Source organism: Paraburkholderia sp. BL6665CI2N2, assembly GCF_004366535.1.
GTDB lineage: Bacteria > Pseudomonadota > Gammaproteobacteria > Burkholderiales > Burkholderiaceae > Paraburkholderia.
The window spans coordinates 2,712,205-2,738,058 of record NZ_SORC01000001.1 but is presented as its reverse complement, the minus strand read 5'-3'; the positions used below and the strand labels follow the sequence as shown (position 1 = coordinate 2,738,058).

Here is a 25,854-nt window from a genome sequence, read left to right as displayed (position 1 = left end):
CTTATTCCGGCGCATCGCTGCCTTCCGGCCAGCGGTTTTCGAACACGCAATCGGCGAGCGGCACGCGGCTCGCCCAGCGCTCGGTTTCCAGCATCGGCTCGCTATAAAACCGGTCGACGTGGCCGAGGCACAGAATCGCCACGGGACGCGCGCCCTCGGGCATGCGCAGCAGCTGGCGAACCGCGTCGACGTCGAACAGCGACACCCAGCCCATGCCGAGACCTTCGGCGCGCGCGGCCAGCCACATGTTCTGGATCGCGCACGCCACCGACGCGAGGTCCATCTCCGGCAGCGTGCGCCGGCCGAAGATGTGGCGCTCGCGGCCGTCCATCAGCGCCATCACCAGCAGTTCGCCGCAGTCCAGCATGCCTTCCACTTTCAGCTTCATGAACTCTTCGCGGCGTTGGCCGAGCGCATCGGCGGTGGCGAGCCGTTCGCTTTCCACCGCATCATGCAAGGCCGTGCGCAGCGCGGGATCGGTGATCCGCGCGATCCGCCACGGCTGCATGAAGCCGACGCTCGGCGCGTGATGCGCGGCGTCGAGCAGGCGCTGCAGCACTGCCGGATCGACCGGATCGCGCACGAAATGGCGCATGTCGCGGCGTTCGTAGATCGCGCGATAGACGGCGTCGCGCTCGGAATCGTTAAAAGGCTTCGCCATGGAACAGGGCGGCCGTGAAGGCCGGGTTGGAGGGCCAGTAAGCGTGCATGTAAGTCGCCACGATCGAGCCGGCGCGATAAAGGGCCTCGCCGGGCGCGTCGCCCTGCGGCCTGGTGGCCGAGCGCAGCGGCGTGAGCGAAGTGTTCAGCTTCGAGTAGTGAAACGTGTGGCCGGTCATCGGCCCATGCAGGCTGTCGATCTGCTGCATGCCGAGCGCGGTGAAGCGCGTTTGCATGGTCGCGTGGCCGGGCAGCAGGCCGAGCATCGGTGTGGTTACGCCGTGCGTGTCGGTGAGTTGGTCGAGCAGATACAGCATGCCGCCGCATTCGGCGACGAGCGGTTTGCCGGCCGCCGCGTGCGCGTGAATGCTCGCCGCGCTGTGCGTGTTGCTGGCCAGCGTGGCGGCGTGCAGTTCCGGGTAGCCGCCTGGAAGATATACAGCGTCGGTGTGTTCCGGCAGCGCTTCGTCGGCGAGCGGCGAGAAGAAAGCGACTTGCGCGCCGAGTGCTTCCAGCAGTGCGACGTTCGCCGGGTAGATGAACGAGAACGCGGCGTCGCGCGCAATGGCGATTGTCTTGCCGTCGAGCAGGCGCGGCAGGGTCTCAGGTGTCGGCGTACCGAACTCGACAGGCGGCGGCAATTCGGCGAGCGCGGTATGACCTAAAGTGTCAGCGGCGTGATCCAGCCGTGCGTCGAGATCGTCGATTTCTTCCGCCTGATGCAAGCCGAGGTGACGATCGGGCAGTGCGATTTCATCGCTGGCGGCAATGTGTCCGCACCAGCGCAGATCCGGCGGCAACGCTTCTTCGAGCATCTGCGCATGCCGCGCGGAGCCGACGCGATTGGCGAGCACGCCGTAAAACGGCACCTGCGGCCGGAATTGCGCGAGACCGAAGGCGACCGCGCCGAAGGTCTGCGCCATCGCCTTCGCCGAAATCACCGCGAGCACCGGCACGCCGAACGTGGTGGCGAGATCGGCGCTGCTCGGCGTGCCGTCGAACAGACCCATCACGCCTTCGATCAGGATCAGGTCGGCTTCGGCGGCGGCTTGCGCGAGCAGCGTGCGGCAGGCGGCTTCGCCCACCATCCACAGATCGAGCGACAGGACCGGTGCGCCGCTCGCGCGCGCCAGAATCATCGGATCGAGAAAGTCCGGACCGATCTTGAAGACGCGCACGCGTCGCCCCAGCCGCCGATGGTAGCGCGCGAGACCCGCGGTGATCGTGGTCTTGCCTTGACCTGAAGCAGGCGCGCTGATGAACAGGGCGGGGCACGCGGCCATCGCTCAGAACTCCACGCCGCGCTGCGCTTTCACGCCTTGCTCGCGATACGGATGCTTGACGATGCGCATTTCGGTGACGAGGTCGGCGGCTTCGATCAGCGCGTCCGGCGCGTGACGGCCGGTCACCACCACATGCAGCATCGGCGCGCGCGCGGCGATTACCGACAGAACTTCGTCGAGCGGCAGGTATTCGTACTTGAGCACCGTGTTCAGCTCGTCGAGGATCACCATCTGGTACTCGCCGCTTTCGATCATGCGGCGCGCTTCGTCCCAGCCTTTGCGCGCGGTTGCGATATCGGCGTCGCGGTTCTGGGTGTTCCAGGTGTAGCCGTCACCCATCGTGACGAAATCGCAGTTGGCGATCGCGCCGAGAAAGTCGCGCTCCGAGGTGTGCAGCGCGCCCTTGATGAACTGCACGACGCCGAGACGCATGCCGTGGCCCAGCACACGCACGGCCATGCCGAATGCGGCAGTAGTTTTGCCTTTGCCCGTGCCGGTGTTGACGATCAGCAGGCCTTTTTCGACGGTGGCGTGGGCCTGTTTTTTCTCGTGGCCTTCGCGGCGGCGCTCGGTCATGCGTTGATGCGATTCGGGGTCGGTCTTCATGGCAGGTCCTGTTGCTGTGTGTCGTTGTCTGGGTGTTCGGCGTGAGCGGCGTGAGCGGTGGTTGAGGCGATCGCCACGGTGACGCTGGCATAAACGGTTTTGCGCACGAGGAGCGAGGCGCGAGGCGCATGGCCTATGACGGATTCACCGAGCCCGGCTGCGACGTCGGCCACAGTGCCAAGCAGCGCGCACGGCTCGCAGACGCCGTCCACGCCGAGATGCTCGCGCACTGCCGCCGAAGGCACCGCGACAGGCATCGCCGCGATCTGTTCAAGGCTGAACAGTGTCAGCGGCAGCGCATGGCGAGCGCAGAATTCGAGGAGGCCCGCTTCGCGGGCTTTGGTATCAAGCGAGGCGACGGTGCGGATTTCGTCGAACGAATGTGCGCCGAGCGCGCCGCACACCGCGGCTTCGATCTCCTCGGCCGAGCTATGCAAACGGCAACCGATGCCGACGCTCAGCGTTTTCATCGCGTATCCGTTCCGTCCGCGACCGGCGTTGCAGCGCGTTCCGCATGCGCCGCCTCGCGCGCCAACGCGAGCGACGCCACCCCGCCGATCACCACGATCGCCGGCGACCCAAGTCCGGCACGCGCAACGGTCTCGGCAAATTCACCAAGCCGCGCCAGCGCGTGGCGTTGCTCGGGACGCGTGGCCGATTCGATCGCCGCGCACGGCGTGTCGGCGCTCATGCCGGCCGCGAGCAGCGCGCCGACGATATCGTTGAGTCGCCGCATGCCCATGTAGATCACAAGCGTCATGCGCGTGGCCGCGAGTGCGGCCCAGTCGGGCTCGCCGCTGCCCGCGCCGTGCCCGGTGACGAACACGACGCCCTGCGCATGATCGCGATGCGTGACCGGAATCCCGATCGCTGCGGGCGCCGCGATTCCCGCCGTGATGCCGTTGACGACCTCCACCTCGATACCCGCCGCGTGCAGTGCCTGCTGTTCTTCGCCGCCCCGGCCGAACACGAATGGGTCGCCGCCTTTCAAACGCGCGACGCTACGCCCGGCCCGCACATGTTCGAGCATCTGCGCGACGATGCCTTCCTGCGGTGTGGACGGATGACCGCCGCGTTTACCCACGTAGACGATCAGTGCGTCAGCGCGCGCGAACTGCAGCACCTCGGGGTTCACCAGATCGTCGACCAGCACCACGTCGGCTTGCGCCAATGCACGGGTGGCCTTGATGGTCATGAGTTCGACGTCGCCGGGGCCGGCGCCGATCAGCCAGGCGCGGGTCATCGCGGCGTGCACGGCGGGCGCCATGTCGTGACAAGCGGGAAGGGGTAAAGCGCGAAGGGTCGCCAGACGGCGGACGTTGGGGTCATGCAGCTACGGATTCAGGCATGGCGCAATGCGTGGTTCGTAGCGAGTTTCACACGAAACTCGCCTACGCGGACACTCTGCGTCGTGCTTTTAGCGCCTTCGCATCCGTCCCTCGCGGATTCCGGCGGCCGGCGGCGCGATGTTGCCCTGAGGTTCGCCGCCTCCGCGTCTGGCCGGTATCCGGGCTGGCGGCCTCACGCGCTTTGCCTTCCCGTCCGCATTCGCTGGAAATTGCCGGACAGTGGCTTAAAAAAACGCATGCGCGGCGCAAGTCGATTCAACATCGCGCCGCAGGTCGCTTACCGTTGCGGGGACAGCACAGGTTAAGCGCATGGCGCGCTGCCTGTTTCCCGTTTAACTGCACACGCGAATGCATGTGCGGGCACCAAACGCGCGCATACGATAGCACATGGCGCCCCGTCCGATAAGCGCTTGCGGCCTGGGGTTTCCTTGACGGCACCGGGCGGCGGGCCTACACTCGCACGCACTTTGGTGCTCGTGTGCGCGCTCGTGCGCATGCAGTTAAACGGGAAACAGGGTGCTCACCTGCCATGGATCGGGCCAACCTGTGCTGCCCCCGCAACGGTAAGCGAAATGTGGTGCTAACTGCAGTGTCGAACGCAGTCGGTTAGCGCCGCGGAGCCGGCTTCGATGTCCACGCGCAAGGCCGCGTCGGCATATCACCACTGGGCGAGAAATCACTCGTCCGGGAAGGGGAAGCGGCGCTTTCGCCAGCCCGGATACCGGCCAGATAACGAAGGACGAACGCCGCGGGGATGCGGCGCTACGTTCATGACTCATTCCCGCTTTCTGTTTTTCTGTTGTCGCGGCAACGCCGACTTTCGTCCCCGTGTTTTGTTATGGTCGTGGCTGGCCGGGCGTGTGCTCCGTTTGCCTCGGCATACGCTAAAAACACGCCGGCATGCACGTGCAACTCTACGGATGGACCTCACGATGCAAACTCAAATGCGCAAGATCCCCGTCACCATCGTCACGGGCTTTCTCGGCAGCGGCAAGACTACGCTGCTGCGGCATATTCTTCAGCATGCGGGCGGCAAGCGCATCGCGGTGATCGTCAACGAATTCGGCGAACTCGGCATCGACGGGGAAATCCTCAAGGGTTGCGGCATCGGTTGCGATGAAAACGGCGTCGAGACCGAAGGCCAACTGTATGAACTGGCGAACGGCTGCTTGTGCTGCACCGTGCAGGAAGAGTTTTTCCCGGTGATGGAAAAGCTCGTGGAGCGCCGCGATCAGATCGATCACGTGCTGATCGAGACGTCGGGTCTGGCGTTGCCGAAGCCCTTGGTGCAGGCGTTCAACTGGCCGCAAATCAAGAACAGCTTCACCGTGGATGCTGTGGTCACCGTGGTGGACGGCCCGGCTGCGGCAAGCGGCCAGTTCGCGGATAATCCGGTCGCCGTGGATGCGCAGCGCAAGGCCGATCCGAACCTCGATCACGAGTCGCCGCTGCACGAACTGTTCGAAGATCAGTTGTCGGCGGCCGATCTGGTGATTCTGAACAAAACGGACTTGCTTGACGACGCGCAGCAAAGCGCGGTAGAAGTTTCGATCCGCGAGGAAATTCCGCCGCAAGTGAAGATCGTTCGCGCGCACATGGGCCAGCTCGATCTGCATACGTTGCTGGGCCTCGAAGCGGCGTCGGAAGACACGATCCACTTGCGCCACGATCACCACGGCTCCGCCGACGACGCCGACCACCATCACGACGAGTTCGACTCCGTGGTCGTGCAGGCGGATGCGTCGTCGCGCGAGGCGGTGGTCGCCGCGCTGCAACAGCTGGTCGAAACCAACACCATCTATCGCGTCAAAGGCTTCGCGGCGCTGCCGGGCGCGGCGATGCGTCTGGTGATTCAAGGCGTTGGGCGGCGCTTCGACAGCTATTTCGATCGACGCTGGCAGGCCGGCGAAAGCGGCCCGAGCCGCTTCGTGCTGATTGGCGAAGACCTCGATCAGCCGGCGTTGCAACGTGCGTTCGACGCGGCGCTGGGCGTGCCGTCGAGCGTCGAAACGCAACAGGCGTAAGCGCATATGCATCTGCTGCGCACCACGCCGGGCGGTTTCGTCGACGACACGCAAGGTGTGATCCGGATCGATCAGCAGCCCGCGGATATCGTGGTGCTCAGCTCCGCCGACACCACGCTGTCGCTGCTGGCGAGTGTCTTCCCGCGGCTGGGCGAAGGCTTCCCGAGCGTGCGGCTCGCAAACGTCACGTATTTGCGGCAACCGGCGTCGGTGGATTTTTATCTCGAAGACGTCTTGCAGCATGCGCGCGTGGTGGTGGTCGATCATCTGGGCGGCGAAGCGTATTGGCCTTACGGCATCGAACAGGTGGTGGCGCTCGCCGAGCGCAAGCAGCAGACGCTCGCGATGTTCTCCGGCGATCTGCAGGAGGATCCGAACCTGCTCGCGCGCAGCACGGCAAGCGCGGATCTGTGCCATCAACTGTGGCGCTATCTGCGCGAAGGCGGCCCGCAAAATGCCGAGGCGTTCCTGCGCTGTATCGCCCACCGCGCCTTCGGCTGGGGACGCGAACCTGCGCCGCCGCGCGCGTTGCCCGCTGCCACGCTCTACCATCCCGAGCGCGATACGCCGACCATCGCCGACTGGCAGTCGCGCTGGAAACAGGGAGCGCCGGTCGCGGCGATCCTGTTCTACAAGGCGCATCTGCAGGCCGCCAACACGGCCGTGTTCGACGCGCTGATCGACGCGCTCGAATCGCAAGGTCTGAATCCGCTGCCGATCGCGATTACCTCGCTGAAAGATGCGATGAGCCGCGACGTCGTGCAATCGCTGTGCGCGCGGCACGAGGTGGCGCTGGTGCTGAATACGACCGCGTTCGCCGCGTCCGCGATCGACGACCCCGAGCCGCTCGCGCTCGCCGGTGACGCGCCGGTGCTCCAGGTGATCCTGAGCGGCGGCAATCGCGACGATTGGGTCAAAGACAATCAGGGTCTCAATTCGCGCGATATCGCCATGCATATCGCGCTGCCGGAAGTGGACGGCCGCATCATCACGCGCGCGATCAGTTTCAAGGGACTCGCGTACCGCTGTGCGCATACTCAGGTCGACGTAGTGCGTTATCAGCCGGACCTTGAACGCGTGGGTTTTCTCGCCGAACTGAGCCGCCGCTGGTGCCGGTTGCGTTCACTCGATAACGCGGACAAGAAACTCGCGCTGATCCTCGCCAACTATCCGATGAGCGAAGGGCGTATCGGCAATGGCGTGGGACTCGATACACCGGCCTCGGTAGTCGGCATTCTGTCGATGCTGCGCGACGAAGGTTATCGTCTCGCCGATTTACCCTCGGGCGGCGACGCGCTGCTGAAAAAGCTCACCGAAGGCGTGACCAACGATCCGGTCGTGCGCGATCTGCGTCCCGCACTGCAGAGCCTCGCACTCGACGACTATCTCGCGCACTTCAACGCCTTGCCCGCCGAAACGCGCCAGGCGTTGAACGCGCGTTGGGGCGCGCCGGAGCTCGACCCGACCCTGCGACGCGGCCGCTTCATGATCGCGGGCTGGCGTTGCGGACAGGTGTTCGTCGGCATTCAACCGTCGCGTTCACGCGAGCAGGGCGACTACGCGAGCTATCACGACGCCGAACTCGTGCCGCCGCATGCGTATCTGGCGTTCTATTTCTGGTTGCGTCACCACTTCGGTATCGACGCAATCGTGCATGTCGGCAAGCACGGCAATCTCGAATGGCTGCCCGGCAAAAGCGTCGCGTTGAGCGACACCTGCTGGCCCGATCTGATTCTCGGGCCGATGCCGCATCTGTATCCGTTCATCGTCAACGATCCGGGCGAGGGCAGCCAGGCGAAACGCCGCGCACAGGCTGTCGTCATCGATCATTTGATGCCGCCGCTCACGCGCGCCGAGAGCTACGGACCTTTGCAGGACCTGGAGCGCCAGGTCGACGAATATTATGAAGCGCTGATGGTCGACCCGCGCCGCTCGAAGCTGTTACGGCGCACGATTCTGGCGACCATCGTCGACCATAAGCTGCATGAGGAACTGAGTCTCGCCGCACCGAACGGACAGGACGATGAAGACGCGCTGCTCACGCGCGTCGATGCGTGGCTGTGCGAGTTGAAGGAAGCGCAGATTCGCGATGGCTTGCATACGTTCGGGCAATCGCCCGATGGCGTGCAGCGGCGCGATACGTTGCTGGCATTGGGGCGTTTTCCTGTCGGCGACGGGCAAGGCGGCAAGGCCGGCTTGATCGATGCACTAGCGCGTGATCTGCAGATGGATCATCTGTTCGATCCGTTGTCGGTGGATTGGTCGGCGGTGTGGGACGGTCCGCGTCCCGATGTACTTCAGCGTGTGAGCGATGCGCCGTGGCGGCACTGCGGCGATACGCGTGAGCGGCTGGAGTTGCTGGCGGCTGAGTTGCTGCGAGACGTATGCGGAGATCGAACGCAAGCATCGGTAACCACGACCGCCGCCGGCTTGCCGCAAGCGGGGCAAGTGATCGAGCGTCTGCGTAACGACGTGTTGCCGCGCCTCGACGCCTGCGGTCCGCAGGAAATGCTTCAGCTCAAGCGCGGCCTCGAAGGCCGTTTCGTGCCGCCGGGGCCGAGCGGTTCGCCGTCGCGTGGCCGGCCCGACGTGCTGCCCACCGGCCGCAACTTCTATTCCGTCGACACGCGCGCGGTTCCCACGCAGGCCGCCTGGTCGCTCGGCTTGAAATCCGCCCAGCAACTGATCGAACGGCATCTGCAGGAGAAGGGCGACTATCCGCGCGCCATCGGTCTGTCCGTCTGGGGCACCGCGACCATGCGCACCGGCGGCGACGATATCGCCCAGGCGCTCGCGTTGCTCGGCGTGCGGCCGAAGTGGGCGCCGGGCAGCCATCGCGTGACCGATTTTGAAATCATGCCGATCGAGGCGTTCGACCGGCCGCGAATCGACGTCACCTTGCGGGTGTCAGGATTCTTCCGCGACGCCTTCGCCAACGTCATGCATTTATTCGACGCCGCCGTGCAAGCCGTCGCCGAACTCGACGAACCCGAGGACCTGAATCCGATTCGCGCGCGCGTGCTGCGCGAACGCGATGCGCTGATCGCGCGCGGCATGGACGCCGCCGAAGCGCGCAAGCGCGCCGGCTGGCGCGTGTTCAGCGCGCGGCCCGGCGCCTACGGCGCGGGTCTGCAGGACATGATCGACTCGCGGCAATGGCAAACCGACGCCGATCTCGCGAACGCGTATCAGGCGTGGGGCGGCTACGCGTACACGCAAAAGAGCGCGGGCGAAGAAGCGCGTCACGCGTTCGGCGCGCGTCTCGCCGCAATGGACGTGGTGCTGCAGAACCAGGACAACCGCGAGCACGACCTGCTCGATTCGAACGATTACTACCAGTTCCAGGGCGGCATGGTCGCCGCGGTGCGGCATCTGGCCGGCGATCAGCCGAGCGTGTATCACGCCGACCACAGCAATCCGGCCGCGCCGCGCGTGCGCACGCTGCATGAGGAGATTGCGCGCGTGATCCGCGCGCGCGTGGTCAATCCGAAATGGCTGGATGGCGTGAAGCGCCATGGGTACAAGGGCGCGGCCGAAATCGCCGCGACCGTCGACTATCTGTATGGTTACGATGCGACGGCGCGCGTGATCGCGGATCATCAATATGCGCTCGTGACCGACGCTTATCTGAACGACGCAGACACCCGCGAGTTCTTGCAACGGCACAACCCGCACGCGTTGCAGTCGGTCTGCGAGCGCCTGCTCGAAGCCATGCAGCGCGGTTTGTGGCAGGCGCCCGGCGACTATCGCGCGCAAGTCGAACAGCATCTGCTTGCGAGCGAGCAGCAGATCGAAGGAATGCAAACATGAATCCAGCGATGAGCGCGGCTGCCGTGCGGCCCGTTTTTCCCTTTGCCGCGCTGATCGGCCAGGCGCCGTTGCAGCAGGCGCTGCTGTTAGCCGCCATCGATCCGGGGTTGGGCGGCGTGCTGGTTACCGGGCCGCGTGGCACGGCGAAGTCGACCGCGGCGCGCGCACTGGCTGAGTTGCTGCCGGAAGGGCAACTGGTGAATCTGCCGCTTGGCGCCAGCGAAGATCGTCTGATCGGCACGCTCGATATCGAAACCGTGTTGCGCGACGGTTCGGTGCGCTTCTCGCCGGGTCTTCTTGCCAAAGCGCATCGCGGCGTGCTGTATGTGGATGAAGTCAATCTGCTGCCCGACGCGCTTGTCGATGCCTTGCTCGACGCGGCCGCGAGCGGCGTGAATACCGTCGAGCGCGATGGCGTATCGCGTAGCCACGACGCGAGCTTCGTGCTGATCGGCACGATGAATCCTGAAGAAGGCGAACTGCGGCCGCAATTGATCGACCGTTTCGGCTTGATGGTCGAGTTGCAGAACTGTTTCGAGCCGCTCGTGCGTCAGGCGATCGTGAAAGCGCGGCTGGCGTTCGACCTCGATCCGCAGGGTTTTCGTGCGGGCTATGCGCAGCAGCAGGCGGCTTATGTCGAGCGGATCCGAGTGGCGCGCGAAGCGCTGCCGCAACTCGCACTCGACGACGCCGTGCATGCGCAGGTGAGCACGCTGTGTATCGACGCCGCCGTGGACGGTTTGCGCGCCGATCTCGTGATGCTGCGCGCGGCGCGTGCATTGGCGGCGCTCGAACAGGCGGCTACCGTGACGGCGCAGCACGTCGATCGGGTGGCTGAGGCGGTGTTGGCTCATCGGCGGCATGTTCGCGAGTCGCCTGCGGCGGGTGACGCGCGTGAGAGTGACGGCGAATGGGAGGCGCCTGCTGGGAGCCGCTCTTCATCCGCGCAAGGCAATGCGCAGCCGGCCGCCGCGACCGCCGATAGCGACTGGGGCTACCTCGCGCCCGAGCCGGCCGCAACCACGCACGTCAAGGGCGTCATTCCGCTTAACGTAAAAAAACGCTGAGCCATCGGAAGGGCGCCGCCGCTGACTTGCGCAGCGGTTTTCGATGGTTGCAAGGCGCGGGCGGCGGTCCGCGCGGGCGCTTGCGCGGGCAACCGGGCAAGCGCATCGACTGGCCGGCCACGCTCGGCGCGAAGCGCAAGGATGCGCTGCGCCCCGGGCATCTGCATTTCGTGCGCGAGGCGCCGCGCGGCGGCGTGCTGCACTGCTTCGTACTCGATTGCTCGGGTTCCATGCTGGCCGGGCAGCGCCTCGCGCTCGCCAAGGGATTGCTGATCGCCTTGTTCGACCATGCAAGCGCGGCGAGAGCCGAGGCGGCGCTGGTCTGTTTCGGCGGCGCCGGTGCGGATGTGCGTTTCGGCCCCGCTGTGCCGCGCTGGTGGAACGAGCGGTGGCTGAGCCCAGTGGGCGGTGGAGGCGGCACGCCGCTGACAGCAGGCGTTCAGCGTGCATCCCAGCTGCTGGATCGCTGCGCGCGCCGCAAGCCCGGGCAGCAACGCTGGTTGTGGATTCTGACCGACGGCCGCACGCGTGACATGCCGGCGCGTCCGCCGGATGCGGACGAGGTGGTGTTCGTCGATTTCGAGCGCGAAGCCATCCGGCTGGGCCGCTGCGAAATGCTCGCCGATGCTTGGGGCGCGCGGCGCTTGACGCCGGAAGAACTGATGCTGATGGGCTGAGCGGCTCGCGGGCCGTGCCGCTCGCGGGCGAGCGCTTATTTCAGGCCGTTCGACCAATACACCACATCGTCCTGACGGTCGAATACGAAGACTTTCATCGCCATCTGCTGGGCTGCGTCGAGTTGATCGAGTTCGAGCCCATGCGTTGAAGGCTCGCCGGGGCCGCGGCCTTTCTGCACGTTGCGGATCAGCGCCGTGGTTTCGATCTCCATGTCGAGATCCTTGGACTTCAGCCGGAACGCAACGCGCAACCGGTCGCCGACGGCGCCGAGAGTCCATGAGGCGTCCAGTGACATGCCGAGCGCGCTGATGCCTTTCGCGAGTCCAAGGCCCTCATACGATTCCCCGCTTTGACCGATGCCGAAACGTACCGCCAGGTGCGCGCGGACGCGGATCGATTTGCGTTCGCGCAGGCGGCGGACCACGCCGGGCTTCGACAGCACGACGTAGTCGAACGGCGTGCGGCAGATCGCTTCGATCGTGCAGACGAACCGGAACACCGCATGGCTGGCGATCGCGACGATCTCGATGTTCTCGCCGATGCTGAGCGGGAAGATGCGGCCGTCGTGCATCGGCGGAGTGACGAAAAGCGAATGATTCGGCGCGAAACCGATGATGCGGCACGGGTGCATGGGCGCGCCGCTGCCGAGCTGCGAGCGCATGCCGACCAAAGCACCGATTTCCAGATGCATGTCCTTGAGCGTCAGTGCGCCGTTGGGATCCGCTTGCGGCTCTGCCGGCAGTGGCGGTTGCGCGGTAGCGTCCAGTAAGTCGCCGCGCTGCGGACGGAAGTGCCCGAACAGGAATTTGCGCTCGTCCGTGGTCGCCAGGATGGTGCCGCTCGCGAACAGCAGCGTGCCGTCGGCGTCGACGATCGGCCAGTCCAGGGGCGCGCCTACTGGCACCTGCTCCGGATTCAGCGCTGCCGTCTGCGCTGCGGATGAGGCTTCCTCGACGTGTTCCTCGACTGGATTGTCCATGGTCGGCGGCTATTTAAGTGACGGGGTATCCTGATTGACGGCTGGCGACTGCGAAACTTTAGTTTTTTGCGGTGGTGCCGGCTTTCCAGTTGTTTCGACGCTGCTGTCGGATGTGCGCCTTGTGTCTATATAGTGAGGAGGCTCGCTTGGCTGTTTTGACAGCGGGGAGGTGCGGCCCCTGATCAGCTAGCTGGCCGTCGCGAGTACGATTGCCTCATGAGCAGTCAATTAAATCGGATGGCTAACTAATTGGGCGGCGTTGTTGGAGCGGTCTGTTTCCGTGCCTCTTAACTTTCCGAAAAATATTGCGCGAAGGGGTTGACGACCTGTCGCTCGCTCTCCATAATCTCGTTTCTCTGCTGCTGATGCAGCGACGCAGAACGAAGCGGTGCCGGGTGGTTGTGATGTTGACGACTGGCGGTGCGGGTTCGGTGGTGAATGCGTACTCGATCTTTAAAAATTAACAGCCGATAAGTGTGGGCGCTTGATGCGCGACGCGCCGGCGGGCCCTTCGGGATCTGCCGGATGAAGCGAAAGTATCAAGTCTCACACAGTAATGAAAGGAAGGTTTTTCCATTGAAAGATGGAAGGATCATTCGTCAGTACGTTGAGTGAGCGACCGGTTGGTAAAACAACCGAAAAACAGTAACAGGTTTGAACTGAAGAGTTTGATCCTGGCTCAGATTGAACGCTGGCGGCATGCCTTACACATGCAAGTCGAACGGCAGCACGGGAGCAATCCTGGTGGCGAGTGGCGAACGGGTGAGTAATACATCGGAACGTGTCCTGTAGTGGGGGATAGCCCGGCGAAAGCCGGATTAATACCGCATACGATCTGTGGATGAAAGCGGGGGATCTTAGGACCTCGCGCTACAGGGGCGGCCGATGGCAGATTAGCTAGTTGGTGGGGTAAAGGCCTACCAAGGCGACGATCTGTAGCTGGTCTGAGAGGACGACCAGCCACACTGGGACTGAGACACGGCCCAGACTCCTACGGGAGGCAGCAGTGGGGAATTTTGGACAATGGGCGCAAGCCTGATCCAGCAATGCCGCGTGTGTGAAGAAGGCCTTCGGGTTGTAAAGCACTTTTGTCCGGAAAGAAAACCTCTTGGTTAATACCTGAGGGGGATGACGGTACCGGAAGAATAAGCACCGGCTAACTACGTGCCAGCAGCCGCGGTAATACGTAGGGTGCAAGCGTTAATCGGAATTACTGGGCGTAAAGCGTGCGCAGGCGGTCCGCTAAGACAGATGTGAAATCCCCGGGCTTAACCTGGGAACTGCATTTGTGACTGGCGGGCTAGAGTATGGCAGAGGGGGGTAGAATTCCACGTGTAGCAGTGAAATGCGTAGAGATGTGGAGGAATACCGATGGCGAAGGCAGCCCCCTGGGCCAATACTGACGCTCATGCACGAAAGCGTGGGGAGCAAACAGGATTAGATACCCTGGTAGTCCACGCCCTAAACGATGTCAACTAGTTGTCGGGTCTTCATTGACTTGGTAACGTAGCTAACGCGTGAAGTTGACCGCCTGGGGAGTACGGTCGCAAGATTAAAACTCAAAGGAATTGACGGGGACCCGCACAAGCGGTGGATGATGTGGATTAATTCGATGCAACGCGAAAAACCTTACCTACCCTTGACATGTATGGAATCCTGCTGAGAGGTGGGAGTGCCCGAAAGGGAGCCATAACACAGGTGCTGCATGGCTGTCGTCAGCTCGTGTCGTGAGATGTTGGGTTAAGTCCCGCAACGAGCGCAACCCTTGTCCCTAGTTGCTACGCAAGAGCACTCTAGGGAGACTGCCGGTGACAAACCGGAGGAAGGTGGGGATGACGTCAAGTCCTCATGGCCCTTATGGGTAGGGCTTCACACGTCATACAATGGTCGGAACAGAGGGTCGCCAACCCGCGAGGGGGAGCCAATCCCAGAAAACCGATCGTAGTCCGGATCGCACTCTGCAACTCGAGTGCGTGAAGCTGGAATCGCTAGTAATCGCGGATCAGCATGCCGCGGTGAATACGTTCCCGGGTCTTGTACACACCGCCCGTCACACCATGGGAGTGGGTTTTACCAGAAGTGGCTAGTCTAACCGCAAGGAGGACGGTCACCACGGTAGGATTCATGACTGGGGTGAAGTCGTAACAAGGTAGCCGTATCGGAAGGTGCGGCTGGATCACCTCCTTTCTCGAGCTAAACGTGTCAGTTGCCGTAAAGGCAATGCGTTGAGCGCTCACGCTTATCGGCTGTGAAATCAGGACAGACTCAGGGGTCTGTAGCTCAGTCGGTTAGAGCACCGTCTTGATAAGGCGGGGGTCGATGGTTCGAATCCATCCAGACCCACCAAAGTCTTGTCTGGTGTGCTGATCGCCGAGTTTGGCGACTAAGACCCCTGGGTATCAACGCAGGTAGAGATTATCTGTGCATGACTTGGGGGATTAGCTCAGCTGGGAGAGCACCTGCTTTGCAAGCAGGGGGTCGTCGGTTCGATCCCGTCATCCTCCACCAATCCTCAATGCGTAGCGTTCTGTGCAGGAAGCAGAGCACTGTGCATTGGCGATTGAGCCAGTCAGAGTGATATGAAGCAGAGCTTTATATCGGCTGTCGTTCTTTAACAATCAGGAAGAAGTAGTAAAGAGATTCACGAAAGATCACTTAGAGATGGGTGGTTGAGTAGGTGAATCAGGGTTGTGATTGTATCAATGTATGAAAAGAGAGATCGAAAGATCGCTTTTGGAATACGGCGCAACACGAATACTCAACCTGTAGCGAGCGTGGCGAGCGTGTGATTCCCAGTGGATCATGCAGGAGACACACCCGTTATAGGGTCAAGCGAACAAGTGCATGTGGTGGATGCCTTGGCGATCACAGGCGATGAAGGACGCGGTAGCCTGCGAAAAGCGGTGGGGAGCTGGCAAACGAGCTTTGATCCACCGATATCCGAATGGGGAAACCCACTCCTTATGGAGTATCCGTAGCTGAATACATAGGCTACGTGAAGCGAACGCGGTGAACTGAAACATCTAAGTAACCGCAGGAAAAGAAATCAACCGAGATTCCCAGAGTAGTGGCGAGCGAAATGGGACCAGCCTGTACTCTTTATCTTCATTGTTAGTCGAAGGCTCTGGAAAGTGCCGCCATAGCAGGTGATAGCCCTGTAGACGAAAACAGCGAGGAAGAACTAGGTGTACGACAAGTAGGGCGGGACACGTGAAATCCTGTCTGAAGATGGGGGGACCATCCTCCAAGGCTAAATACTCGTGATCGACCGATAGTGAACCAGTACCGTGAGGGAAAGGCGAAAAGAACCCCGGGAGGGGAGTGAAACAGATCCTGAAACCGCATGCATACAAACAGTCGGAGCCTTTGAAAGAGGGTGACGGCGTACCTTTTGTATAATGGGTCAGCGACTTACATTCAGTGGCAAGCTTAACCGATTAGGGCAGGCGTAGCGAAAGCGAGTCCGAACAGGGCGATTCAGTCGCTGGGTGTAGACCCGAAACCAGGTGATCTATCCATGGCCAGGATGAAGGTGCGGTAACACGTACTGGAGGTCCGAACCCACTAACGTTGAAAAGTTAGGGGATGAGCTGTGGATAGGGGTGAAAGGCTAAACAAACCTGGAAATAGCTGGTTCTCTCCGAAAACTATTTAGGTAGTGCCTCGTGTATCACCTTCGGGGGTAGAGCACTGTCATGGTTGTGGGGTCCATTGCGGATTACTACGCCATAGCAAACTCCGAATACCGAAGAGTGCAATCACGGGAGACAGACATCGGGTGCTAACGTCCGGTGTCAAGAGGGAAACAACCCAGACCGCCAGCTAAGGTCCCCAAATATTGCTAAGTGGGAAACGAAGTGGGAAGGCTAAAACAGTCAGGAGGTTGGCTTAGAAGCAGCCATCCTTTAAAGAAAGCGTAATAGCTCACTGATCGAGTCGTCCTGCGCGGAAGATGTAACGGGGCTAAGCAATATACCGAAGCTGCGGATGCACATTTATGTGCATGGTAGGAGAGCGTTCCGTAAGCCTGCGAAGGTGCACTGGAAAGTGTGCTGGAGGTATCGGAAGTGCGAATGCTGACATGAGTAGCGATAAAGGGGGTGAAAAGCCCCCTCGCCGTAAGCCCAAGGTTTCCTACGCAACGTTCATCGGCGTAGGGTGAGTCGGCCCCTAAGGCGAGGCAGAAATGCGTAGCTGATGGGAAGCAGGTTAATATTCCTGCACCATTGTTAAATGCGATGGGGGGACGGATCGCGGAAGGTTGTCCGGGTGTTGGAAGTCCCGGTCCTTGCATTGGAGAAGGCGCTTTGGCAAATCCGGGCGCGGAATTCAAGGGTGCGAGGCCATTCACTTCGGTGAAGAAGCAATCGGAAGTGGTTCCAAGAAAAGCCTCTAAGCTTCAGTTTAACAGTGACCGTACCGCAAACCGACACAGGTGGGCGAGATGAGTATTCTAAGGCGCTTGAGAGAACTCGGGAGAAGGAACTCGGCAAATTGGTACCGTAACTTCGGGATAAGGTACGCCCCTGTAGCCTGACTGGCCTGCGCCAGAAGGGTGAAGGGGTTGCAATAAACTGGTGGCTGCGACTGTTTAATAAAAACACAGCACTCTGCAAACACGAAAGTGGACGTATAGGGTGTGACGCCTGCCCGGTGCCGGAAGATTAAATGATGGGGTGCAAGCTCTTGATTGAAGTCCCGGTAAACGGCGGCCGTAACTATAACGGTCCTAAGGTAGCGAAATTCCTTGTCGGGTAAGTTCCGACCTGCACGAATGGCGTAACGATGGCCACACTGTCTCCTCCCGAGACTCAGCGAAGTTGAAGTGTTTGTGATGATGCAATCTCCCCGCGGCTAGACGGAAAGACCCCATGAACCTTTACTGTAGCTTTGCATTGGACTTTGAACCGGTCTGTGTAGGATAGGTGGGAGGCTTTGAAGCGTGGACGCCAGTCTGCGTGGAGCCGCCCTTGAAATACCACCCTGGTTTGTTTGAGGTTCTAACCTTGGTCCGTAATCCGGATCGGGGACAGTGCATGGTAGGCAGTTTGACTGGGGCGGTCTCCTCCCAAAGTGTAACGGAGGAGTACGAAGGTACGCTAGGTACGGTCGGAAATCGTGCTGATAGTGCAATGGCATAAGCGTGCTTAACTGCGAGACCGACAAGTCGAGCAGGTGCGAAAGCAGGTCATAGTGATCCGGTGGTTCTGTATGGAAGGGCCATCGCTCAACGGATAAAAGGTACTCTGGGGATAACAGGCTGATACCGCCCAAGAGTTCATATCGACGGCGGTGTTTGGCACCTCGATGTCGGCTCATCTCATCCTGGGGCTGTAGCCGGTCCCAAGGGTATGGCTGTTCGCCATTTAAAGAGGTACGTGAGCTGGGTTTAAAACGTCGTGAGACAGTTTGGTCCCTATCTGCCGTGGGCGCTGGATATTTGAAGGGGGCTGCTCCTAGTACGAGAGGACCGGAGTGGACGAACCTCTGGTGTACCGGTTGTCACGCCAGTGGCATCGCCGGGTAGCTATGTTCGGAAGAGATAACCGCTGAAAGCATCTAAGCGGGAAACTCGCCTTAAGATGAGATATCCCCGGGGCTTCGAGCCCCTTGAAGGGTCGTTCAAGACCAGGACGTTGATAGGTCAGGTGTGGAAGCGCAGTAATGCGTTAAGCTAACTGATACTAATTGCCCGTAAGGCTTGATCCTATAACAGGTGTGTTTTGCGATGATCGTTAGTGCTTCAGCACTGACGGGCATCCCACCCCCGAAGGGGGCAAGGACACTCAGGTTAAGTGATCGTGTTGTGCCAGAAACAACACAACCCCAACAGCTTTACCTCTGGTGAGCATCACCAGAAACTACTTCTTCCCGATTGGCTGCATTGCTCCACGAGCAGTGCAGCAACAAGTCATGCCTGATGACCATAGCGAGTCGGTCCCACCCCTTCCCATCCCGAACAGGACCGTGAAACGACTCCACGCCGATGATAGTGCGGATTACCCGTGTGAAAGTAGGTAATCGTCAGGCTCCCCAGCAGCAGACAGAAACCCCACCCCGAAAAGGTGGGGTTTCTGCGTTTACAACCCCCGCCGTATAACCCCCTTCACTCCCGCCCCATCCGCCGCGCATCCGCGTAGCCCGTCAGTTCCAGATACGCCCGTCCCACATCCACACCTTCGCGGCTCACCCGCACTGCGCCTTCCCAGTACACCGCGCCCGTCGATTGCCGCGAATCGAGCTCTTGATCGTCCATCAGCGGATCGAGTTTCCACGTCAGCAGACCGGTTTTGACCGTCATCGAGACGGGATAAGAAGTGTTGGTGCGCGGCGAGCGCCATGTGCGAAGCGGCGTAAAGTCGACTTGATCGGGGGCGAATGTCGTTACCTCGCCGTCGGGTTTGCGAAATGCCGCATGCGCCCACAGAGCGTGTCCATCGCGACTTCGTACCTTGAACGCCATCAGCGCAGAGCCGTCGGCGAGGTTGGCGCCGAGCCAATCCCAGCCCACCGCATTGGCGTCGAGCAATGTGCTCGACCATTCGTGATCGAGCCACGCCATTCCAGTTACAGGAGTCTCGCCATGCGACAAACCGCCTGCCGCGACCGGTCGAACTACGCCGCCAGTTACGCGCAATTGCGGCTCGCTATAGTAATAACTCGCCTGCTCAGGCCGCGGACCTTTGCGTGAATAGCCGCGTTCGCCCTGAATCAAGGGCGCTTGCGTCGGTGTCAATTTGAGATGCAGCGAAAAACCGTTCGCGTCCGCAACGACGTCGTAGTGACCGTCGGCGGCCCGAACCATTTTCCATGCGTCGAGTTTGACGTCGGTGTTGGCCGGCTTCGCATACGCCAGACCGAATCCTTGACGGGCAATGCGCTGCTCGTGCGCAAGATGGCCGAGCGCGGGATCGCTTAACGCGGCATGGGCAATGATCAATTGCGAAGGCGCGAAAGCACTCGGATCGGCGGCGTCATGCCCGGTGCCGGAACGGAAGAATGTGATCTGAAATCCCAGCGGCTGATTATCCGGCGTGGTGAGCCAACCTGTCGCGTACCACCATTCGGTGCGAAAGGCCGCGTGCGCGCCGGTGTCCTGCGGCAGGGCGATTGCGTGATCGGGTGTGACCGCCGCGAATTCGGGCGCGGCGAACGCTGGCCAGGCAGTCAGCATCAAGATGGACAGCAAACCGCGAATACGCCTGCCTATGCGCCGATTCGCGACACGACCGGACTCAACCGGCGGCTGGCACGCCGACACCTTGCGTGCAATCGACCTGTAGCCCCGCAAAGCCTCGCCCGACGCCGCGCGCGCCAGCTGCGGCGCACGTAATCGCAGGGCGACGTTGGATCCGCCACTCGCGACAGTCAGGCGAGCCGACATCCATGACATCTCGCGCCCAATCGACCCGTAGCTCGGAGTAGGCTCGCCCCAATCCACGCCCGAGATCCCCAACTCACGTCGTTGCAGAGCGATGCAATACCCGTGGCCGGCGGCCAAATCGAAGCACGCTCCGATCCATGGCACCTCGCGCCCAATCAACGCGTCCTTCGACATGTTCCCGTCCAAAACCACGATCCCCATTTGCGGACCACGCCGCCACGAAACGAACCGTCTTTCCTCGCCGACGAGATCAAAGCGCGCCGCTACCGCGCGCATACCCCACCGCGCCGGATCGCGCGATAAAGCCCTCATCACCAATCCTCCTTCACGGCACGCACCGCATCCACCGACACTGCGCCGCGTCCCGCGATCACCGCCGTCGAACATGACGAAGCGAGCATCACCAACGCGACGGTAGCGAGCGCTATCCATGGCACGTGCAGCGACATGCTCCAGTGAAACGACTGCGGATTGACGACGAACACCAGGATCAGACTGATCGCGAACCCGAGCACGAAGCCCAGCGCAATGCCGCACGCGGTAAGCATGCCGCCTTCGAGCGCGAGGATAGCGAGCACCTGCGAGCGCGTCACACCGACATGCCGCAGCATGCCGAACTCACGCGAACGAGCGAGCGTCTGCGCGGAAAACGTCGCCGCCACGCCGAACAAGCCGATCACGATAGCGACCGCTTCGAGAAGATAGGTGACCGCAAAACTGCGGTCGAAAATGACCAGCGTGCGCGCGCGGATCTCACCAGGTAGCGACAAATCCAGCGATGCCCCGAACGGCAGTGCGCGCAACCCCACGGCAATTTGCTCGACACTCGTCCCCCGCTGAACGGCGACGGCCACGTCGGTTGCACTCGTGTCACCGGTCAAGCGCCGATAATCGGCGAGCCGTATCTGAATGGCGCCGGTTTGCCGCACGTAATCGCGCCATACGCCCGCCACCACGAACACGTGGCCGCGTTCGCCAAACGGCAATCGAACTCGCTGGCCCAGCTTGTATCCATACAGATCGACCATTGCTTCGGATACCCAAATAGGTGTTTCGCCCGCGTGAAGTTCAGCAGGCGGCAACACGGCTCCGCTCATCTGCAGATTCGCGCCCGGATCGGCCGCGTCGATCTCGCGCGCGAGCAGAGCGATGTCGGGCCGCGCAGGGTCGAGCGTCAGATGCGAAGTGCGCGCGAATGCGGCTGTTCTAACGCCGGGCACGGCCGCGAGCCGGCTCTGTTCGTCCAGCCGCAAACCGCCGGTGTCGCCGTTCGGCGCCACGCGAACATACAGATCGGCGGAAAGCAGATGAACCAGCCAGTCTTCAACGGAAACCCGGAAGCTCGCTACCATGATGGCCATCGCGACGATCAGCGCAAAGCTCGACAGCACACCGCCCATGGCGATCGACGCATGCCCAGGCGCGTTCGCAAGTCGCGCGAGCGCCAGCGTGCCGGCCGCGCCGGCCCGGCGTCGCGCGGCGAAAACACGGCTCGCCGCGCCGAAGATGAGCGCGGTCACGCGCGGCATCAACGCAATCCCGCCGACCAGCAGCAACGCGACGGCCAGATAACCGCCAATCGGCGCGTCGAACAGCGGCGGCACCTGCGTCAGTACAGCGGCGGCCAGCAGACACAGCAGGGCGGGCCACGGTGTGGCGAGCCGCGCCAACGCGCCTTCTTCGGCGCCTGCCTTGAGCGCCGTGGCGGGCCGCGCACGCGCGGCTTCCAGTGCGGGGGCGAGACTGCCCAATACCGATACGGCCAGCCCAAGCATCAGAAACAATGCGTTCGCCAGCGGTTCGAAGCCGACTTGCGGCTGCACGCCGGGAAAGTAGCCGCCACCCAGATCGCTGCCGAAAAAATGCAGCGCACCGCTCGCCATGGCGTAGCCGAGCGCGAGTCCGGCGAGCGAGCCGAGCAGACCCAGCAACGCGCCCTCCATCAGGATCTGCCGCAACAACTGACCCCGCGTCAGGCCCAGCACACGCAGCACGGCGAACTGCGCGCGCCGTCGCACGACGCTCAGCGCCTGCGTCGAAAACACCAGAAACGCGCCGGTAAACAACGCCACCAGCGCGAGCACATTCATATTGATTCGATACGCGCGCGAGAGGCGATCGGTGCGGCTCTCTGCGTCACGCGTTTCGGCAATGACCCACTGGTTGCCGAGCCGCGCTTGCATCTCACGTCTGAAGCGCTCGCGGTCGACGCCGCGTTCGAGTTGCACGTCGACTCGCGACAGCTTGCCCACTTTGCCGAACTGCCACTGCGCGGCGGCGATATCCATGACGGCGAGCCGCTGGCCCGGCCGTGTTCTCACGATGCCGCCCGCCACGCGCAAATGCACGATCGAGGTGCCGCTTCGCAGCGCCACCTCGTCGCCGGCTTTCACCTTTAGCCATTGCTGCGCCGCCGTCGAGAGAAACACGGTGTCGGCCGCGAGGGTATCGAACGGCTTATCCGGCGACGGCACGCCGATCAGGTCGGGCGCAATGCGGCTCGCTTTAAACACGTCGATGCCGAGCACCGGCAAGGCGGCGCTCCGCTCGGGCACGGTGACATCGAGTGCGAGCACGGGGCTGGCCAGCGCGACACCGGGCTCGTTGGCGACTAACGGATAGATGGCTTCGTCGACTAACGGTTGGGCGCCGCGCACCTGCAGATCGGCTTCGCCCGACAGACTGCGGGCCGCCGCGGAAAATTCGCTGAAGGCCGCGCTGTTGATCAACTGCACGGCGTAACCGAGCGCCACGCCGAGCGCAATCGTTGCCATTGCAACCAGGGCGCGTCCGCGATGACTGCGCCATTCGGCGCCCAGCAGCCAGCGCGCGAGAACGCGATGGCCTCGCAAGCGCGGTAGAGGACGGGAATCAGCGGACATCATCGGCGGAAGGCGTGCGGTTACGGGAGCCGAAGGTCAGGGCAGTAGAGGGAGGCGTCGCATGCAGACCGCCGTCGCTCAGGATCAGGATGCGGTCGGCGACGGCCGCGGCGGCTTCCGAGTGCGTCACCATGATCGTGGCCGCGCCGGTCGCCTTGCTTTGCGCGCGGAACAGGCCGAGCACTTCGTGCGCGGTATCGGGATCGAGGTTGCCGGTGGGTTCGTCGGCGAGCAGCAGTTTCGGGCGATGCACGAGCGCTCGCGCAATCGCGACACGTTGCAATTCGCCGCCCGAGAGTTGACGCGGAAAGTCGTCGCCGCGTCCGCCGAGGCCGACCGCCGCGAGCATGTCGAGCGCGGCGGCGGTGGGCAGTTCGTTGAGCAGCAGTGGCAGCGCGACGTTTTGCGCAAGCGTCAGATGCGGCAGCACGTGAAACGCCTGGAAGACAAAGCCGAGTTTTTGCCGCCGCAGGCGCGTCGCCGCGTTGTCGTCCAGGCGCGAAACGGCGCTGCCGTCGATGATCACGTCGCCGCTGTCCGCACTGTCCAGGCCGGCCACGAGATTAAGCAGCGTCGATTTGCCGACACCCGAGTCGCCCATGATCGCGACGAACTCGCCCGGACCGAGTATGAAATCCAGTTGCGTCAGCACGATGCGGCCCGCGCCGTAGGTCTTGCTGAGCCCGCGGCACTCGAGCGCGGGAACGACGCCTTCGTCACAGGGCATGCATTTTCCGAAAAGTGTGGCCGGCGTCCGTATCGGCGAAACGCAGACCAGAAAAGCGCTGCACCGGCGCACGCACATCTATGCTTGAACCGCCGAAGTATATTCGCCTTCTGTAAGGCACGCCGACGCCCCACGCGCGAGTCGGGGAGCGAGCTCACACGCGTGCCGTCGATTTCCTGTCCCGAACTTTCGTCACCTTGCGCCGGATTATTTGGAGCGCAGGATCAAAAAATTTATGCTCGCGGATAAGCAAAAAATTTTCTCCGGAAGCTCGAAATGCGCGTCGCTGCTCCGTCAGGAACGAGCATCGTCTATTCCGGCTCCGGACGCACGCCGAAGGATTGCGCAAGAGTTTCTAACTGGCTATCAACTGCTCGCTTTTTCCCCTAAAATCCGCCGCTGCAACCCGTGCCGGCGGATTTGTGCATCTGCACATTTTTATCAATTCCGCAAGCCCAGACGTCGCAACGATGCATTGCCAGCGGCTTTGCAGCGTTGTTGCGCTGCAAAAGTATTCTTATCTTGGTAATCTCCCACCCTTGGTCATTCGACTGCGGGTAAACGTGTAGCGGCCAACCCCGATTGCACGTCAAATTTCAGCGAAATCCAGCCTACATATCCATTTCAATGCTTTCGATTTTGAAGGCGTTGATGCGGCGTTTTTGTACTTCAAGTTTCGATAGAGCACATGCCATTGCCTCTTCTTAGCCTTCTAATCTGGATCCCTATTGTCGCCGGCGTGGTGGTTTTGCGTGCCGGATCCGACGCGGCACGTGGTCGCACACGGTGGCTCGCGCTGATCGGCGCGATTGCGGGTTTTCTGCCGGTGATTCCGCTGGTGTCGAATTTCCGCAACGACGTCACGTCGATGCAGTTCGTCGAGAACGCGCGCTGGTCGCCCACCTTCGATATCGCCTGGCATGTGGGCGTGGACGGAATCTCGCTGTGGCTCGTCGCGTTGACCGCGCTCACCACGATCATCATAGTGGTCGCCTCGTGGGAGTCGATCACCGAGCGGACCGCGCAGTACTTCGGCGCCTTCCTGATGCTGTCGGGCTTCATGCAGGGCGTGTTCACCTCGCTCGACGGCATGCTGTTCTTTATCTCGTTCGAAGCGACGCTGATTCCGCTGTATCTGCTGATCGGAACGTGGGGCCAGTCGAACCGCTCGTACGCCGCGGTGAAATTCTTCTTCGTGTCGTTTCTCGGCTCGCTGCTGATGCTGATGTCGATGCTCTATCTATACAGCCAGACGCACAGCTTCGACCTCGCGCTGTGGCGCGAGACGCACCTGGGCACGTGGCCGCAGGTCCTGATCTTCCTCGGTTTCCTCGCCGCGTTCGGCGTGAAGGTGCCGATGTGGCCGCTGCACACGTGGCTGCCTGACGTCCACCTCGACGGTCCGACGGGCGCCGCCGTGATGATCGGCATGCTGAAGCTGGGCGGCTACGGTCTGCTGCGTTTCGCCTTGCCGATCGCGCCGCAGGCCAGCCACTTCTTCGCGCCGATGATGATCACGCTCTCGCTCGTCGCGGTGATCTACGCGAGCCTGCTGGCGCTCGTGCAGACTGACATGCGCCGCCTGCTCGCGTATTCGACGGTCGCGCACATGGGCCTCGTCACGCTCGGCCTGTTCGTGTTCAACCGCATCGGCCAGGCCGGCGCGATCGTGCAGATGCTGTCGTACGGCGTGGTGTCGGGCGCGATGCTGTTGTGCACGGGCATGCTCTACGACCGCACGAAGACTGCGTCGATCGCCGAGTACGGCGGTGTGGCCAACACCATGCCGCGCTTCGCCGCGTTCGTGATGCTGTTTTCCATGGCTAACATCGGCTTGCCCGGCACCTCGGGTTTCGTCGGCGAATTCATGGTGCTGATGGGCGCGATCCGTTTCAATTTCTGGATCGGCGCGATGGCGGCCACCACGCTGATTCTGAGCGCGGCGTACACGCTGTGGATGTACAAGCGCGTGATCTTCGGCGCGATCGCCAACGCGCGCGTCGCGAATCTCAAGGATGTCGGCAAGCGCGAGTTCGTGCTGCTCGGCGCGATGGCGCTGCTGGTGCTCGCCATCGGCATTAATCCGAAGCCGTTCACCGACGCGATCGATCCGTCGGTCGGCACGTTGCTGGCTCAGTCGGAGCGCTCGGCCCATCCGTCGGACGCGGCGCCGGCTGGCGGCGAGGGAGGCGAGCATCTGCAAGCCGCGGTGCCCGCGCCGGCAGCCGCGACCGCCCGCTCGCCGGGCTGATCGGACGAGGCATTGCGCAGGCGCAGCATTCACCTGGTGAGTGCTGCGCCATCAACGCGCTTTTCCCTTATTGATCAAGTCTCTTTGCGTGCATGACGCGTGCTGCGGCCACATAGACCGCAGCGCGTTTTCGCGCTTGTTTAAAGGGGTTTTC

Annotated in this window: 14 protein-coding genes, 2 tRNA genes, 3 rRNA genes and 2 riboswitches; of the genes, 10 read left to right on the top strand and 9 right to left on the bottom strand. The window is 62.2% G+C overall.

Going from position 1 to position 25,854, the window contains the following annotated elements; genetic code table 11:
• Position 1: 1 nt before the first annotated feature.
• Genes bluB through cobA form a run of 5 tightly spaced genes read right to left on the bottom strand, consistent with a single transcriptional unit; the run spans position 2 to position 3,792 of the window.
• On the bottom strand, positions 2 to 661 hold the full coding sequence (gene bluB, locus B0G81_RS12175) for a 5,6-dimethylbenzimidazole synthase (protein ID WP_134135685.1): 660 nt from the start codon (positions 659 to 661) through the stop codon (positions 2 to 4).
• On the bottom strand, positions 645 to 1,943 hold the full coding sequence (locus B0G81_RS12170; protein WP_134135683.1) for a cobyrinate a,c-diamide synthase: 1,299 nt from the start codon (positions 1,941 to 1,943) through the stop codon (positions 645 to 647). Before B0G81_RS12170 ends, bluB begins: the two co-directional genes overlap by 17 nt.
• A 3-nt stretch (positions 1,944 to 1,946) precedes the next feature.
• The gene (gene cobO, locus B0G81_RS12165; RefSeq protein ID WP_134135681.1) at positions 1,947 to 2,549 is read right to left on the bottom strand and encodes a cob(I)yrinic acid a,c-diamide adenosyltransferase; all 603 of its coding nucleotides are present in this window, start codon (positions 2,547 to 2,549) and stop codon (positions 1,947 to 1,949) included.
• The gene (locus B0G81_RS12160; RefSeq protein WP_134135677.1) at positions 2,546 to 3,019 is read right to left on the bottom strand and encodes a cobalamin biosynthesis protein; all 474 of its coding nucleotides are present in this window, start codon (positions 3,017 to 3,019) and stop codon (positions 2,546 to 2,548) included. Before B0G81_RS12160 ends, cobO begins: the two co-directional genes overlap by 4 nt.
• Positions 3,016 to 3,792, bottom strand: a complete 777-nt coding sequence (cobA, locus tag B0G81_RS12155) for a uroporphyrinogen-III C-methyltransferase (RefSeq protein WP_134135671.1) — start codon at positions 3,790 to 3,792, stop codon at positions 3,016 to 3,018. Before cobA ends, B0G81_RS12160 begins: the two co-directional genes overlap by 4 nt.
• 237 nt (positions 3,793 to 4,029) lie before the next feature.
• A riboswitch (cobalamin riboswitch) is annotated at positions 4,030 to 4,281 on the bottom strand.
• Positions 4,282 to 4,349: 68 nt separating this feature from the next.
• A riboswitch (cobalamin riboswitch) is annotated at positions 4,350 to 4,643 on the top strand.
• A gap of 187 nt (positions 4,644 to 4,830) precedes the next feature.
• Here cobA and cobW point away from each other — a divergent pair.
• From cobW to B0G81_RS12135, 4 genes are all read left to right on the top strand, one after another.
• Positions 4,831 to 5,922, top strand: a complete 1,092-nt coding sequence (gene cobW / locus B0G81_RS12150; RefSeq protein WP_279590470.1) for a cobalamin biosynthesis protein CobW — start codon at positions 4,831 to 4,833, stop codon at positions 5,920 to 5,922.
• A gap of 6 nt (positions 5,923 to 5,928) precedes the next feature.
• Positions 5,929 to 9,732 (top strand): cobaltochelatase subunit CobN, encoded by a 3,804-nt coding sequence (cobN, locus tag B0G81_RS12145; RefSeq protein ID WP_134135667.1) that lies wholly within the window; start codon positions 5,929 to 5,931, stop codon positions 9,730 to 9,732.
• Positions 9,729 to 10,799 (top strand): AAA family ATPase, encoded by a 1,071-nt coding sequence (locus B0G81_RS12140; protein ID WP_243856433.1) that lies wholly within the window; start codon positions 9,729 to 9,731, stop codon positions 10,797 to 10,799. The genes cobN and B0G81_RS12140 overlap by 4 nt, the downstream gene beginning before the upstream one ends.
• 80 nt (positions 10,800 to 10,879) lie before the next feature.
• On the top strand, positions 10,880 to 11,476 hold the full coding sequence (locus B0G81_RS12135; RefSeq protein WP_134135665.1) for a VWA domain-containing protein: 597 nt from the start codon (positions 10,880 to 10,882) through the stop codon (positions 11,474 to 11,476).
• Between the two features lie 35 nt (positions 11,477 to 11,511).
• Here the strand turns inward: B0G81_RS12135 and B0G81_RS12130 are convergent, their stop codons facing one another.
• A complete protein-coding gene (locus tag B0G81_RS12130) occupies positions 11,512 to 12,456 on the bottom strand; it encodes a flagellar brake protein (RefSeq protein WP_134135662.1) in 945 nt (314 codons plus the stop codon).
• Positions 12,457 to 13,112: 656 nt separating this feature from the next.
• Between B0G81_RS12130 and B0G81_RS12125 the strand changes: the two genes are divergently transcribed.
• From B0G81_RS12125 to rrf, 5 genes are all read left to right on the top strand, one after another.
• Positions 13,113 to 14,643, top strand: a 16S ribosomal RNA gene (locus tag B0G81_RS12125).
• An 82-nt stretch (positions 14,644 to 14,725) separates the two neighbouring features.
• Positions 14,726 to 14,802, top strand: a tRNA-Ile gene (locus B0G81_RS12120).
• A gap of 86 nt (positions 14,803 to 14,888) precedes the next feature.
• Positions 14,889 to 14,964, top strand: a tRNA-Ala gene (locus B0G81_RS12115).
• 318 nt (positions 14,965 to 15,282) lie between these two features.
• A 23S ribosomal RNA gene (locus tag B0G81_RS12110) occupies positions 15,283 to 18,165 on the top strand.
• Between the two features lie 207 nt (positions 18,166 to 18,372).
• Positions 18,373 to 18,486: ribosomal RNA gene (gene rrf / locus B0G81_RS12105) — 5S ribosomal RNA — on the top strand.
• Together the 16S, 23S and 5S rRNA genes with 2 tRNA genes alongside form the textbook arrangement of a ribosomal RNA operon.
• A 76-nt stretch (positions 18,487 to 18,562) precedes the next feature.
• Here rrf and B0G81_RS12100 read toward each other — a convergent pair.
• The 3 genes from B0G81_RS12100 to B0G81_RS12090 form a co-directional block, all read right to left on the bottom strand.
• Complete coding sequence (locus tag B0G81_RS12100; protein WP_134143088.1) at positions 18,563 to 19,630, bottom strand: carotenoid 1,2-hydratase; 1,068 nt, start codon at positions 19,628 to 19,630, stop codon at positions 18,563 to 18,565.
• Between the two features lie 521 nt (positions 19,631 to 20,151).
• Entirely contained in the window at positions 20,152 to 22,722 is a 2,571-nt protein-coding gene (locus B0G81_RS12095) for an ABC transporter permease (RefSeq protein WP_134143087.1), read from the bottom strand.
• On the bottom strand, positions 22,712 to 23,449 hold the full coding sequence (locus B0G81_RS12090) for an ABC transporter ATP-binding protein (RefSeq protein ID WP_134135660.1): 738 nt from the start codon (positions 23,447 to 23,449) through the stop codon (positions 22,712 to 22,714). Before B0G81_RS12090 ends, B0G81_RS12095 begins: the two co-directional genes overlap by 11 nt.
• Before the next feature lie 688 nt (positions 23,450 to 24,137).
• Between B0G81_RS12090 and B0G81_RS12085 the strand changes: the two genes are divergently transcribed.
• Positions 24,138 to 25,700, top strand: a complete 1,563-nt coding sequence (locus B0G81_RS12085) for an NADH-quinone oxidoreductase subunit M (protein WP_116144600.1) — start codon at positions 24,138 to 24,140, stop codon at positions 25,698 to 25,700.
• The last annotated feature ends 154 nt before the right edge of the window (positions 25,701 to 25,854 follow it).